This is a genomic window from Streptosporangium sp. NPDC004631 (assembly GCF_053601935.1).
This window is the reverse complement of the sequence record NZ_JBSGCR010000022.1, coordinates 41,932-55,667: the sequence shown is the minus strand read 5'-3', so window position 1 is coordinate 55,667 and position 13,736 is coordinate 41,932. Positions and strand designations below refer to the sequence as shown.

Below are 13,736 nucleotides of genomic sequence, written 5' to 3'. Positions count from 1 at the left end.
GACCTGCTCGAAAACCGGTGGCACCCCTCCCCGGCAGGGGAGGTTCATATCCGGCCATATTGGTGATCGTAGTCATACGACCACTGCCGCCTCGCCCAGATCGCAAGGTTCGGCCGAACCACCGGAGTGGCCGGAGTGGTCGGAGCGACCGGAGTGGCCGGACCATCAGGTCGTGGCCCCGTCGCCGGGTTGGGGATCCCCCCGGCGTCTGGCACGCTGTACGGCCCGCGCCCAAAAAAGCCCGCCCGGAGGGAATCACATGCGTAGGTATATAGTTAGCAAAGGTAATGACATATGCTAATGAACCACCCACCCAGGAAGGACCTCGTCGCGAACCTGCGCAGCGACGCCGGTCTGGCTTCGGCACTGCGCGTGTCACTGGCACGGCTGAACAGACGCCTGCGCAGGCAGGCCGCGGGGCACTCACTGACCCCCACCCAGGTCGCGACGCTCGTCGCGGTGGAACGGCATTCCGGGATAACCCCCGGCGAGTTGGCCGAACACGAGAAGGTACAACCACCTTCGATGACGCGCGTGATCACCTCCCTGGAAGAGCGGGGGCTGGTGTCCCGCAGCCCGCACCCGTCCGACCGGCGTCAGGTGACCGTGAGCGTGACCGAGCAGGGCGCACTGCTGCTGAAGGAGGAGCGCCGCCGCAAGGAGGCGTGGCTGGCGCAGCGGCTGAGGGAACTGTCTCCCGAGGAGAGGGCGGTGCTCCGGCAGGCGGCTCCGATCCTGGAGAAGCTCAGCCGGAACTAGCCGAGCCCGAGGAACCCAGGGCCTCGGCGCCCCCACTGGACGCCGAGGCGCACGTTTCCGACGCCGAGCGAGACGAGGAGAAGGACCACGGGGGAGACCTCTCCCCGGCGGGCGTCGAGGAACGTGCCCCCCAGAACGACACGGGGGACAAGGGCACCAGGGGTGTCGGAGGTACCTCCGACACCGGGAACACCGGGAACACCGCCGGGACCGGGGAAACTCTCAGGACCGGCGACGCCCCCGAGACCGGCGACACCCTCAAGACCGAGAACGCTCTCAAGACCGACGACACCCTCAAGACAGGCGACACCCCCGAGACCGAGGACACCGCGACCGCGACCGCGCGGGCGACGCCGGAGGCGCGGGGCGGCATGTTCCGCTCGCTGCGCATCCGCAACTACCGGATGTTCGCGCTCGGCGGGGTGGTCTCCAACGTCGGCGGGTGGATGCAGCGCACCGCGCAGGACTGGCTGGTGCTGGAGCTGACGCACGGCAGCGCCACCGCGCTGGGCGTGACGACCGCGCTGCAGTTCCTGCCGCAGCTGCTGTTCGGGCTCTGGGGCGGCATGCTCGCCGACCGCTACGCCAAGCGGCCGCTGCTGATCGTCTCCCAGTGCCTGATGGGCGTGCTCGCGCTCACCATGGGCGTGCTCACCCTGACCGGTCACGCGCAGGTCTGGCACGTCTACGTGATGGCCTTCACCCTCGGCCTCATCCTCTGCGTCGAGATACCGACCCGGCAGGCGTTCGTGGTCGAGATGGTCGGACGGCGGGATCTGTCCAACGCCATCGCGCTGAACTCCTCCAGCTTCAACCTGGCCCGCGTGGTCGGCCCGGCCCTCGCGGGTGTGCTGATCTTCGCGCTCGGCGGCACGGGACCGATCTTCCTGGTCAACTCGCTGTCGTTCCTCGCCGTGCTCGGCGGTCTGGCGCTCATGCGCACCTCGGAGCTGACCACCCCCGATCTGGTGCCCAGGGCCAAGGGACAGCTCCGCGAGGGGTTGCGCTACGTGCTGCACCAGCCGGACCTGCTGATGCCCATCCTGCTGGTCGCCTCCGTGTCACTCTGGGCGCAGTCGTTCTCGATGTCCATCGCGCTGATGGCCCGGGGGACCTTCGGCGCCGGCGCGTCGTCCTTCGGCCTGGCCTCCAGCATGTTCGCGGTGGGCGCGCTGGGCGGCGCGCTGATGGCGGCCCGGCGGGTACGGCCCAGCCGGAAACTGCTGATCGGCGGCGCGATATCGTTCGGCCTGTTCCAGATCGCCACGGGGCTGGCCCCCTGGTACCCGGTCTACCTGCTCCTCCTCGTTCCCGCCGGGATCGCGCTGATCTCGGTCAACACGGCGGCCAACACCAGCGTGCAGCTCACCGCCTCGCCGGAGATGCGTGGCCGGGTGACGGGCATCTACGTGCTGGTGTTCACCGGCGGCGCCCCGATCGGCTCGCCGCTGATCGGCTGGGTCTCCGAGCTGGGCGGCCCCCGCGCGGGGGTCGTGGTCGGAGGCATGCTCACCCTGATCGGCGTCGGCACGGTGATAATGCTGACCAAGGCCATCGGCAGGAGGTCGCATGCGGCTGTTCGTGGGGGTGCTACCGCCTTGGCAGGCGCGTGACGAGCTGACCCGCGCGCTCGGCCCCCACCGGGCCGCGTGGCCCGCTCTCCGCTGGCTGGATCCGGCGAACTGGCACGTGACGCTCTCGTTCCTGGGAGAGGTGCCCGAGGAGATCCTGCCCGAGCTGGACACCAGGCTCGCCCGTGCCGCGGCGCGCCAGGCGCCGATGACGCTGTCGTTCGCGGGGGCCGGCGCCTTCCCCTCCGCCCGTCAGGCGCGGGTCCTCTGGGCCGGCGTGTACGGCCCCCGCCCCCGGCTCATCCGCCTCGCCGGCTCCCTGGGGGCGGGGGCGCGACGGGCGGGAGCCGTACAGACGGACCGGCGGCAGCTCAAGCCGCACCTGACCCTGGCCAGGTCCCGCACCGATGTCGACGTGCGGGACCTGGTCGAGGCGTTCGAGGCGTTCGCCGGAACCGCATGGGAGGCGCGCACCGTACACCTGGTGAGAAGCCGTCTCGGGCCCGTGGTCCGCTACGAGCCGATCGCCGAGTACGCCCTGTCGGCCTCGGCACCCGGCGGGCGGAGCTAAGCTCCAGGACGTGGATCGTCCCCGTCGCTGGCTCCTCCCCCTGGTGCTCACCCTGCTCGTGCTTCTTGTGGTGATCGGCGCCTTCGTCTCCTAGTGCGGTGACCACACACCTTTCCCACCTGTCACCAGGCGTACTCCTCGGGGGCCGTCCTGAACCCCGGGAAGATCTCGTCGAGCTGGGTGAGGGCCTTCTCGTCCAACCTGATCTCCAGGGCCCTGGTGGTGCCGTCGAGCTGGTCGAGGGTGCGCGGGCCGATGATCGGGGCGGTGACGACCTTCTGGTGGAGCAGCCAGGCCAGGCCGACGTTGGCCGGCTCCTCGCCGAGCTCGTCGCAGAACGCCTCGTACCGCTCGATCTCGCCTCGGTGCTTCTCCAGCTCCTTGGTGATCTGCTCAGAGGCCGACCTCCCCTTGTCGATCTTCCTAAGGATGCCGCCGAGCAGGCCGCCCGCGAGGGGGCTCCACGGGATCAGGCCCAGCCCGTAGTCCTCGCAGGCCGGGATGACCTCCAGCTCTGGGGCTCTGACGATCAGGTTGTAGTGCGACTGCTCCGAGACCAGGCCGAGGGTGTTGCGACGGGCCGCCGTCTCCTGGGCCTTGGCGATGTGCCAGCCCGCGAAGTTCGACGACCCGACATACAGGATCTTGCCCTGCTGCTTCAGGATGTCCATGGCCTCCCAGAACTCCTCGAACGGAGTGTTCCGGTCAATGTGGTGCGCCTGGTAGACATCGATGTAGTCGGTCTGCATACGCTTCAGCGAGGCATCGGCCGCGCGGCGGATGTTGAGCGCCGACAGCAGGTCCTCGTTGGGCCAGTCTCCCATCGAGCCGTAGAGCTTGGTGGCGATGACGGTCTTCTCGCGGCGCCCGCCCCCCTTGGCGAACCACCGTCCGATGATGTTCTCGGTGACGCCCTCGCCCCGCTTCCAGCCGTAGACGTTGGCGGTGTCGAAGAAGTTGATTCCCAGCTCATGGGCATGGTCCATGATCGCGAAGGAGTCCTCTTCCGAGGTCTCGGGGCCGAAGTTCATGGTGCCCAGACAGAGACGGCTGACCTTCAGACCGGTACGGCCAAGCTGCGTGTAATCCATGAACACACACTAAGCATCCGGAGTGCGCCCCCGTCGAGTCCCGCTCCCCTCACGGCCGTGTCCCGCCCCTGAATCCGCCGACGACGCCGGGAGACCCGCCCCCGGCGGACGGGCGAGTCCGCGGAGGAGCGACGACGGCCGGGGCGCTCCCGGGCAGGTGAGTCCAATCCCGGCCCGCGACCGTGGTGGCTTCCGCCGGTACGGCGCCACGCAGGGCATGATGGCTGGATGGTGAGTAGACCGGGGTATGTCGTCATTCGCGTGCTTGTGGTGGCCGCGCTGCTCGGGGTGGCGGCTCCACTCGGCCCGGGGGCGCGGGCGGACGGGGAGTCGCCTCTCTTCACCCTCAAGGACAGGCGGATCAACGAGTCGAGCGGCCTGGCCGTCTCACCGACGCACAAGAACGTCTACTACACCCACAACGACAGCTCCGCCGGGCCGGTCTTCTTCGCGGTCGGCGCCGACGGGCGGACCCGGGCCACGTTCACCCTCCGGGGGGCGGCGGCCCGCGACTGGGAGGGCATGGCGGCCTCCAAGGACCCCGAGACCGGTCAGGGGGTGCTCTGGTTCGCCGACATCGGCGACAACTTCGACGGAGCATGGCCCGATATCTCGGTCTACAAGGTGACAGAGCCCACCGTGCTGCGCGACGCCGTCCTCCCCGCCGTCCGCTACCGGTTCCGGTACGAGGACGGCGGCCACAACGCCGAGGGCGTCATGGTGCACCCCCGCACCGGGCGGCTCTACATCGTGAGCAAGGAGTTCTCCGGCTCGGTCTACGCGGCCCCGAAGCGGCTGCGCACCGACAGAACCAACGTGCTCCGCAAGGTCGGCTCCGCGCCCATCATGGCCACCGACGCGGCCTACGCCCCCGACGGATCGAGTTTCGTGATCCGTACCTACTTCTCCGCCACGGTCTACCGCGCGCCGGGGGACCAGATCGCCCGGATCTCGATGCCCCAGCTGGAGCAGGCGGAGTCGATCGCCTACACCCTCGACGGCAAGGCGCTGCTGACCGGCAGCGAGGGGAGGAACAGCCCGGTCTACCAGGTGCCGCTGCCCGAGAGCGTCCTGCGGGAGACGGCTCCGCCGCCCGCCCCCACACCGACGGGCGACACCGGCCGGCGCGGCGGCGTCGGTCAGGGCGGGGGCACCCCGCTGGCCGCCGACGCGAGGGAGGACGACGCCGACGCCGGGGTGCCGAGTTCGGCGGTGGTTCTCTGGCTGGCGGCAGCGGCCGGAGCCACCGGTCTCATCACCTTCATCGCCCGCCGTACCCGATAAACCCCTTCGGTGCGGCCGTGGCGTCCGATGCCGTTCTCCGCCGCCCCGGAGCCGCGACCGCCCACCGCGGAGTCGGTGTCGGCCGTCACCGGCCGAGGGATACTCAGCCGGGATTGAGTACCTCGCTGCAAGCGCCTCGTAACCTGCGTCCGGCATTCTCCGTACCATGCACGATCAAAGTCCGGTGCCGGAGCCGCGTCGCCCGCGCCCGGGAGTGAGCTGCCCGGAATGCGGCGCGCCTGTCACGGGGCCGCAGGGCACGAGGACCCGGGATCGTTGCCCGCGCTGCGCGCTGCCGCTCCACGGACCGGCGGCGGCCCAGCTGTGGCAGGTGGACAGGGCACTGGCCGATCTGCGGGTCAGGGAGGCGGACCTGCTGACCCGGCGCGACCACCTGCTCGGCCTGCTCCGCGCCGACCGGGCACGCTCGGCCCAGGACGCCCTCCGGAGCCCGGCAGCCGGGGAAGGCCGGGGAAACCCGCCGTCCCCCCCGCCTCCACGGCACACGGCGGAGCCTCCGCCGCGTAAGGACTTCTCCCCCAAGGCCGCGCAGAACCTCCTGCTGGGCCTCGGCGGCCTGCTGCTGGTCGTCGCGGCCGTGGTGTTCACGGTGGTCAGCTGGGGACACATCGGTATCGGTGGACGGGCGGTGATCCTCGCCGGAGTGACGGTGCTCACCCTCGCCACGCCCGGGCTCCTGGTGAGGCGCGGACTCACCGCCACCGCCGAGACGATCGCGATGTTCGGTGTCGCCCTGCTTTTCCTGGACGGCTACGCGGCCCGCCGGGTCGGCCTGGCCGGAGCCGACGGCCTCTCCCCGCTCGACTACGCCGCCCTGCTCTTCGGTCTGGTCGCGCTCGTCATGGCCGGATACTCGCGGCTGCTGCCGTTGCGGCTGCCGCTGCCGGTGGCGATCGTGCTCGCCCAGTTCCCCCTCCCGCTGCTGACGCTGGGGAAGACGGCCCCCTGGGTCACCGCCGCCCTCACGGTGACGGCCGCCGCCGACGCCGCTCTGCTGATGCTGGGCGCCGGGGCCAAGAGGGGGGCGGCACCGGGGGTTCCGGCGACGGTGAGGGGCTGTTTCGGGGTGACGTGGGCGCTGGGCGCGGCCTGCGGAGTCCTGGACTCGGCGCTGAGGCTGGGGGATTTCTCCCAGGTCGAGGGCCCGGCGGTCACCTTGGTCAAGGGGGTTCTGCTGGTGGCGGCGGCCGGGCTCGGGGTGGTCGTCGCCCCGAGGCTAAGGACGCCGGGGCTCGAACTCCTCGCCGCCGGATCGGCGTTCACGCTGGTCGCCGGGGTGGCCGCGCCCGTCTGGCCGCTGCTCCCGCCCGGCTGGCAGGTCGTGCCGTACACCGCCGGGGCGCTGATCACCGTGGCCGCCGCCCGGTACCTTCCGGGCCTGAACGATCCCCGGGTCCGTTCCTCCGGCGCGGTCTCCGCCGGATGCCTGGCCGTGCTCACCGCCGTCCCCTCCGCGCCAGCGGTGATCAACACGTTGCTCGCCCCGTTCACCAGGTTGGACGATGTGTGGGCGGGGCCCTACGTCCTCACCGGCGACTGGCGGATCGTGCCGCTCCCCTCCACCCCGATCGTGCTGGGGCTGCTGGCGCTCACCTCGGCGAGGGCGGCGTGGCGTCGATCGGCGAGGCCGGAACCCGTGGAACCGGGATCCGTGAAGCCGGAGCCCGCGGAAGAGGGCCCCATAGAGCGGGCGCCTGCCGGACAGGGGCCGGTGAGACGGCGGCCGACTCCCATGGGACTGTTCGCCCTGGTCACCGGTACGGTCGCGACGGCCGTCGCCCCGGTCGCCCTCGCCTGGGGCCATCCGGCGAATCTCGCGGTCCTTCTCGCCTTGACAGCCGTGCTCGTGGCCTGCCTGACCTTGACCGGGAACCCCCGGTGGGCGCGTGCCCTCACGGTCGCGGCCGTGCCGGTGGCCTCGGTCGCGGCCGCCACCGCGACCGCCGACCGAACCGGCACATACCTGGCGCTCGCCGTCCTGCTGGTCGCATGGGGTGCGGCGACGTTCACCGCCCGGGTGCCGGAGGTCGCCGCGACGGCCCTGGTCGTGGCGGTGCTCTCGGCGACCGGCCTGATCTGGGCGGTGACCACCGGGATCGGATGGCAGCCGGTGAGCGACGGGCTGTCGCTGGCCCTGGCGGTCGGCGCGGTACTGGCCGCGCTTCTCCACCTCCACCGATCCCGGCCACAAGCCGGAACGGCGCCGGATGAAACCCCCCAGCCCGAACGGCGGTCCGGGCCGACGGCGGATGGAGTCTCCGATCCTCGGCGGCGGGCCGGGGTGGTGCTGAGTGTGGTGCTGGCCGCGTCCGCGGTGCCACCGATACACGACGCCCTCGCCGGGATCCTCGGCTTCTACGGCCCGCTCGCCCACCCGTGGTCGGCTCCGGCCGCCCCCCACGCCCGCTATCCGCTCCTCATCGTGATCGCGGTTCTCGTCGCGGTCGCGGCGGTGACGGCCTCCTGGCGGCTCGCCGGGCGCAGGGGCGCGTTCGGGGCCGGGCTGGTGGCCTGGCCGGTGGTGTCGGCGGCACTGCCGGTCTCGGTCGGCCTGCCGTACGGGCTGGAGGTGGGGCTGTTCGTCGCGGCTCTCGGACCTTCGGCGTGGATGGCCGCGCGCAGCCGTACGAACTGGGTGTTCGGTGCCGCGGCGGCACTGGCGACGGTCTCGCTCGCGCTCTCCTGGGCGCTTGCGAGCCGATCCGCCACGCTGGTCGCGCTCCCGTCGGTTGCGGTGATCGCCGCGGCGACGGCCTTCCGGGGGCGGGAGCGGGCCGTACGGGCCGGTGGGGCCGCCCTGGCGGTGCTGCTCGCCGGCGCGGAGGCGCTGTCCGCCGGGATCGCCCTGGAGTGGCCGGTACGGCACGCGGCGTTCGCCGTGCTCGCCGTGGCCTGCGCGGCGACGGCGGTGGCCGGCGGGTTCCGGCGTTCGTCGTTCGCGGTGGGGGTGGAGGGGGCCGGGTACACCCTGGCCGTCGTGGGCCTGGCTCTCGCCGCAGACGGCCTGCCCCTGGCCTCCCTGGCATGTGCGACCGTCGGTGTGCTGATGGCGGGTACGGCGCTGCGGCCCGACCGCCGGTGGGCCGGATACGTGGGGACGGGCCTCCTGCTGACCGCCTCGTGGCTGCGGCTGCTCGCCTCCGACATCACCGTGGTCGAGGCGTACACGGTGCCGTTCTCGCTGGTCCTGCTGGCGTTCGGCTGGTGGCGGGCGCGTGGCCGTGCCGTCTCCTCCTGGGCCGCCTACGGGACCGGGCTCGCCTCCAGCCTGCTGCCCAGCACGATCGCGATGCTCGTCGGCACCGGCTGGGTACGGCCGCTGCTGCTCGGCGTGGTCTGCCTGGCCGTACTGTCGGCCGGGGCGCGTCTGCGGCTTCAGGCTCCGGCGCTGCTCGGCGGCCTCACCCTGACGGTCGTCGCCCTGCACGAGCTGGCGCCGTGGATCGCGCAGGTCGTGATGGCCGTACCGCGCTGGGTGCCGATGGCCGCCGGAGGGGTGCTGCTCGTCGTGCTCGGCGCGACCTACGAGGCGCGGCTACGGGACGTGCGCCGCCTGCGGGCGGCCGTCCTCCGCATGCGCTGACCATCCCGCGCTCCGGCCCGTACCCGGTACCGCAGACCGTGAAGGCGCCAGGCTCGGGAGCAGGGCGCGGACAGGACGGCGGCCGTCCGCCTCAGGGGTGAACCACTTGACGTTGCCCGGTATCTCCCGTGGCGACGCCCTGGAGATCGATCCGCGGCTTCACCGGGGGCGTTCCACCTGCGGCGAGGCCGCGTCGCCTACGCTGGAGCACGTGAACCAGCCTCGCCTCCCGGATCTCCAGCCGTTGAAGACCAACGACTCGGTCACGATCGGTGTGGGAACCGGTCTGTGGGCGGCGGCCCTGGTGGTGCTTCTGATCGCGCGGCCGGCTCCGGAGCACCAGTGGTGGATCTGGACCTGCGTGTCGGGCATATGCGGCGGCCTGTTCGGCCTGTGGTTCGTCCGCCGCCGCGACCGGCGGGACCCGCCTCCCACCCCGCAGGCATCGGACGGACAGGGAACGGCGACGCCGCCCGCCTCCTCCACGCCTCCGCCGTCCCGCCACGGTGACGTGGCACGCTGACACGGCGGCCGGCCCCGACGCGGCGACCGGGTGCCTCCGGGGTGGTGGGATGACGGCCGCCTGACCCGCCGAGCGCTCCGACCGGCCGGGCGGTGTCACACCGCCCGGCCGGGACGCGTGGTCAGGTGCCGGTCGACGCGGTCCAGCTGTCCAGGTCGGCCTCGGCGAGCAGCAGCGGGACCGCGGCCGGGTCGCGCAGCAGGGCCGCGACCGCGAGCCGGTCACCCCACTGTCCCGAGGCCCACGCGAGTCCGCGCGCCAGCCCCTCCACGCCCGAGGCGTGCACGGTGCCCTCGAAAAACCGCCAGGTGGAGGGGACGCCGTCCACCAGCAGCCTCTCGTGCTCCACATAGGTCGCGGGCGCGGTCGGCAGCAGTGACCGGACCGCCGCCGGGACCTCGCGGACCGCGCCCGTGGAGGTCACCTCACCGGCTGCCTCCTCCCCGGCCAGCGGCAGGTCGAGCAGCTCCGACAGCGCCTCGGCCAGGTCGAACGGGGCCAGGATCAGCGGCCGGCCCGCGACCAGCGGAAGCAGGTCCGGGGCCTCGACCACGACCGGCTCACCCGCCCCGCCTCCGCCCCCCTCCGCCACGCCGGACAGCAGGTGGCCGTCCTCGACGTCGACGACGACGATCTCACCGTTGAGGACGGCACGCACCGCCCGGGGCGGGGCGACGCGGGCGGGGGCGACCCCGGCGAGGGCCACCCACAGGGCGCGGAGCTGGGCCCGGTCCACCTCGACGGCCGGATCGCCCAGCAGTTCAAGGACCTCGTCGGGACCGCCGTGCGAGGCGAGCAGGTCGGGCAGCGTGGTCCGGACGCCGATCATCGCCAGCGCGGCCTCGTCGAGCCCGGTGGGAGCGTCGCCGTACAGGCCGAACAGCAGGGGGTCGGCGGCCGGAAGCCGCAGCTGGGTGGGACGCCGCCCGCCGAGCACCGGGTGGGTGGAGAGCCACCACGCGGTGTAGGAGGGCACCTCCACGACCTCGCCGGCGACCAGGACGCGGAGCGGGTGCAGCACAGCGCGGAGCGGCGGGCGGACGAGCAGGGCGAGGGCCGCGGACCAGTCCGCGACGTACTCCAGGTCACGGACGGCGGAGAACTCCCTGGCGACCGGCGGCACGTCCACCTCGGGCAGCAGGTCGAGAACGGCCTCCAGCCACTCGTCCTCGCGGTCCAGGTCGTGGTCGCAGTCATCGGGGTCGATCATGGCGTCGGTGTCGTTGACCACGGCGAAGCCGTCGAGCACCCCGGCCGCGGCCAGCACCCGGGAGCCGTACCGGTCCACCAGCCCGGGCGCGGCCGTGCCGAAGTGCGTCTCCTCGCCCAGCAGCCCGGCCAGCGCCCCCTCGGCCAGGAGCAGCTCACCGGCGGGGTACAGCTCGCCGTCGGCGCCGCGCAGAGCCAGGTCCGACAGCCATGGCTCCTCACCGGCGACCAGCCCGGCGGCGTCCACCAGGGCGAGCACCGCCTGGGCCACCGCCTCGGAGTCGGGGCTGTCCAGCGACTCGGCGACGGCGGCGCGGGTCAGCGGGTCCTCCAGGACGGTCCTGGGCGTCGCCTCGCCCGCGCCCAGTCGCAGCAGCAGCGGGTGGGCCGCCTCGGGGTGGACGACGCGCAGCCCGAGCGGGGCCAGCACGGCCGGGTCCAGCGCGGAGCCGTCGGTCAGCAGCAGCGTGCCCCTCGGGCCGCGGACCAGGCGGCCGTCGGCCAGCGGCACCGGCAGCGCGCCCAGCGCCTCGGGGTCGTCGGCGGGCAGCACCTCGTACAGCGACCGCCACCAGGCGGGTGCCCTGTCCTTGACGGCGTCGCCGGAGAGCATGTCCACGACGTCGGCGAGCTCCACCCGCCTGACGCCGAGCGAGGTGATCGCGGGGTGCCGGGACGGCCAGCCCGCGGGCAGCAGACCGGGAACCATGTCGGAGATCTTCTCCAGCAGCTCGCCCGGGGCCGCGACCACGGACGCCTGCCGCCCGGCCACGACCAGCTCACTCCCCTGGCCCGCCTCTTGGCCCGTCCCCCGGCCCATGCCGTGATCCGCGTCGCCGACCGGCCGCCCTTCACGGTCGGCCTGCGGGCTCTGGCCGTCGACGGACTCGCCGTCCATGGACCAGCCGTCGGTGGGCGGACCCTCGTGGTAGCTCTCACGGCCGGCGGGCAGGCCCCTGTCGGCGGCGGGCGGGGAGAGCGCGGGCAGCAGCGGGGTGGCGGGGAGCCTGCGCAGGATCGCCCGGCGGATCTGGGCGTCGAGCTCCCCCTTGCCCATCAGGCCGGGGACGAGGTCGAGCAGCCTGGGCGTGCGGGGCAGCCCGGCGAGCAGTTCGAGGTAGGCGTCGGCGGCGCGCTCGACCAGGAAGTCGGTCAGCGGGCCCATGGCCACGTGCCGCCGGTCGGTGGCCATGGGGAAGGAGGCGATCAGCAGCGCGGGCAGGTCGAGCGGCTCGTCGCTCGGCGTCGGCGCGTGCACCACGGGCGGCACCCGCGCGGGCAGCGGACGCGGCTCGCCCTCCACTTCACCGGCGGACGCGGCTCCGCCGACGGGTACGGCCCAGCGGACCAGCCAGTACGGCCGGGCCCGCTCCTCGGTCGGCCGGTCGGCGAACAGCTCGGTCACCTGCTCGGGGGTGAACCCCCCGGAGGCCGAGACCACCCGCCAGCCGTCGGGCAGGACCGTCCTGACCTCGCCGCCCAGGTCGATCTCGATCGCCTCAAGCGCGGGCAGTCCCAGCAGCAGCGCGGGGCTGGTCTCCTGGAGCATCCGCCGGACCGCGTCCTCGGCGGCCTTGTCGCGCAGCGGCAGCCGTACCAGGGTGTCGAACCCCGCCGGCACCTCCACCGGCCCCGAGGAGAACGGCAGGCGCAGCAGCGGCACGTGCCCGCCGCGCTCGGCGAGCTCCTTGGCCAGCGCGGGCTCGGCGGCCACCAGGGCCGCGGTCTGGTCGCGGGACCAGCGGACGACACCCGACCTGAGCGAGCCGATGACCGGCTCGTCGCAGACCGAGACCACGGCCGCGAAGCCGACGCCGAACCGGCCCGCCGCGCCCGACTCTCCGCGTTTGCCGGAGACGCGCAGCGTGGACAGGCCCTCGATCCCGGTGGCGTCCACCGGGGCACCGGTGTTGGCGGCCGACAGCACCCCCTCGCGCAGCGACAGCCGGAGCCGGCCGGGCACCCCGGCCCGGAGCGCGGCGTCGGCGGCGTTCTGGGCGAGCTCGACGATCAGCCGGTCACGGTAGCCGCCGAGCGCGAAGTCCTCCTCCGCGTTGGCGTCCTCGCGGAACCGCGCGGGCGATGCCGTCCAGGCCGCGAGTACGGCGGAGCGCAGTCGGTCGGTGCCGAAGATGTCAGCAGTCACAGCGATGAGTCCAAAGGTCGGGGGCCCCACAGGTCACGTCGCGTCGCGGATCGCCGGATCACCGGGCCGCGGGCGATTCGGCGGCCCGGCGGCTCGGCGCCCCTGCGGCCGGTGAACGGCCTGTGAGGACGGCGTCGGATCAGGAGTGGCCCAGCGGCTCGGCGGCGGTGTCGTCCACGGAGCCGGCCAGGTCGGCCTCCGAGGAGTCCTCGGTGAGGTCGTAGGCGTGGTCGTCGAGGATCGGTGAGGTCGGCTCGACCTGGTGCGGCAGCACGGCGGCCTCGGAGTGCGCGCCGCAGCCGTGGTCGGCGGCGACCACCCGGCCGTCGTCGGGAGCGTACTCGTTGGTGCAGACACCGAAGCCGATGCCCAGCGCGCCGGCGAGCGGCCAGTAGAAACCGCAGGTGGAGCACTGGGCGGGGGCTGCGTGCGCAAGCGGGGTGTGCGGGCCGGACTCGCCGGCGTGCCAGCGCCGCACGGCGCGGTCACGGCCGATCGGGGAGAGCACCCTGGCCCGGCCGAGACCGTACTCGAAGATCATTTGATGGTCGAAGTCGTCGTCGGTCTCGGTGAAGCCGGGCGCGAGCCGGGCGTCGTCCGCGGGGGTGGGCAGCAGGTCGCCCACGCCGAGGTCGCCGGGGCGCAGCCGCTCACTCCACGGCACCCAGTCGGGGGGCAGCAGCGCGCCCGCGCCGGGCAGGAGCACGACCTCGCTGACCGTCACGTTGCGCGCCCGGGAGGCACGGACGACGGTGACGGCCCAGCGCCAGCCCCGGTAGGCGTGATCGAGGCAGGTGAAGTAGTGGGTGACGATCCGCTCACCCTCGGCCTCGGCCCCGAGGTGCTCACCCACCTGGTCGGGCCTGACGTTCTCCTGGATCACAGAACGGGCCAGGTCGACGGCGGCGGCGCAGGCCGGGTCGAGGACGATGGCGCGGGTTCGGGGGCGGTTCACGAGTCCTCCTCCGCCGGCTTCGC

9 protein-coding genes are annotated in these 13,736 nt (G+C 73.2%); 6 read left to right on the top strand and 3 right to left on the bottom strand.

The window, feature by feature from the left end; all coding sequences use genetic code 11:
• Positions 1-300 precede the first annotated feature (300 nt).
• The 3 genes from ACWEF2_RS21555 to thpR are packed head-to-tail and all read left to right on the top strand — an operon-like array spanning position 301 to position 2,901.
• Positions 301-759: a MarR family winged helix-turn-helix transcriptional regulator gene (locus ACWEF2_RS21555; RefSeq protein WP_453817742.1), complete on the top strand. Its 459-nt coding sequence runs from the start codon at positions 301-303 to the stop codon at positions 757-759.
• On the top strand, positions 666-2,372 hold the full coding sequence (locus ACWEF2_RS21550) for an MFS transporter (protein ID WP_453817740.1): 1,707 nt from the start codon (positions 666-668) through the stop codon (positions 2,370-2,372). Before ACWEF2_RS21555 ends, ACWEF2_RS21550 begins: the two co-directional genes overlap by 94 nt.
• On the top strand, positions 2,329-2,901 hold the full coding sequence (gene thpR, locus ACWEF2_RS21545; protein ID WP_453817738.1) for an RNA 2',3'-cyclic phosphodiesterase: 573 nt from the start codon (positions 2,329-2,331) through the stop codon (positions 2,899-2,901). Before ACWEF2_RS21550 ends, thpR begins: the two co-directional genes overlap by 44 nt.
• Positions 2,902-3,023: 122 nt before the next feature.
• Here the strand turns inward: thpR and ACWEF2_RS21540 are convergent, their stop codons facing one another.
• A complete protein-coding gene (locus ACWEF2_RS21540; protein ID WP_453817736.1) occupies positions 3,024-3,992 on the bottom strand; it encodes an aldo/keto reductase in 969 nt (322 codons plus the stop codon).
• A gap of 228 nt (positions 3,993-4,220) precedes the next feature.
• Between ACWEF2_RS21540 and ACWEF2_RS21535 the strand changes: the two genes are divergently transcribed.
• From ACWEF2_RS21535 to ACWEF2_RS21525, 3 genes are all read left to right on the top strand, one after another.
• Entirely contained in the window at positions 4,221-5,276 is a 1,056-nt protein-coding gene (locus ACWEF2_RS21535) for a hypothetical protein (RefSeq protein ID WP_453817734.1), read from the top strand.
• A 331-nt stretch (positions 5,277-5,607) separates the two neighbouring features.
• Positions 5,608-8,880 carry an SCO7613 C-terminal domain-containing membrane protein gene (locus tag ACWEF2_RS21530; RefSeq protein WP_453817732.1) on the top strand — a complete coding sequence of 1,091 codons (3,273 nt, stop codon included), beginning with the start codon at positions 5,608-5,610 and terminating at the stop codon, positions 8,878-8,880.
• Positions 8,881-8,986: 106 nt separating this feature from the next.
• Positions 8,987-9,403 (top strand): DUF2530 domain-containing protein, encoded by a 417-nt coding sequence (locus tag ACWEF2_RS21525; RefSeq protein ID WP_453817730.1) that lies wholly within the window; start codon positions 8,987-8,989, stop codon positions 9,401-9,403.
• A gap of 121 nt (positions 9,404-9,524) precedes the next feature.
• On the opposite strand, the gene ACWEF2_RS21520 is transcribed toward ACWEF2_RS21525, so the two are convergent.
• Positions 9,525-12,758 (bottom strand): sacsin N-terminal ATP-binding-like domain-containing protein, encoded by a 3,234-nt coding sequence (locus ACWEF2_RS21520; RefSeq protein WP_453817728.1) that lies wholly within the window; start codon positions 12,756-12,758, stop codon positions 9,525-9,527.
• Positions 12,759-12,897: 139 nt separating this feature from the next.
• A complete protein-coding gene (locus ACWEF2_RS21515; protein ID WP_453817726.1) occupies positions 12,898-13,713 on the bottom strand; it encodes a DUF3027 domain-containing protein in 816 nt (271 codons plus the stop codon).
• Between the last annotated feature and the right edge of the window lie 23 nt (positions 13,714-13,736).